Genomic DNA, 394 nt, shown 5'->3' on the forward strand with positions numbered 1-394 from the left:
ACCAAACCAAGAAAGGCCGCGAGCTGCCGACCGTTCTTGAATTCATTGATGTGACTGCCTACCGTAGCAACAAGAGCCGTGGCGGTAATGGGGCCGATGCCCGGCACCTGTTCCAACGTGCGGCAAACCTGGGATTGTCTTGCCAGTTGCTTGATTTGCTTGTCAATTTCCTGCACCTGCCGGTCCAGTCCCTGCAAATGCGATAGCAGTCGCTGCGTCAACTCCTGCATCAAGGGCGGTAACCCGCTGTCGTCTCTGGCCAATTGCATTTTGACTTCGCTCATCAATCTTGCCATGCCTTGTGGTAAGGCTATCCCAAACTCCGCCAATAACCCATGCAGTTGATTGGCTTGTGCGACTCTCGCCTTGATCATGCCGTTACGCACGCGATGCA

1 protein-coding gene is annotated in these 394 nt (G+C 54.6%); it reads right to left on the bottom strand.

The window, feature by feature from the left end; all coding sequences use genetic code 11:
* On the bottom strand, window positions 1-394 hold a 394-nt coding region (locus ACO0LM_RS28725; protein ID WP_423042368.1), incomplete at both ends, for a transposase.

This window comes from Undibacterium sp. Di26W, assembly GCF_049340265.1.
Lineage (GTDB): Bacteria > Pseudomonadota > Gammaproteobacteria > Burkholderiales > Burkholderiaceae_D > Undibacterium.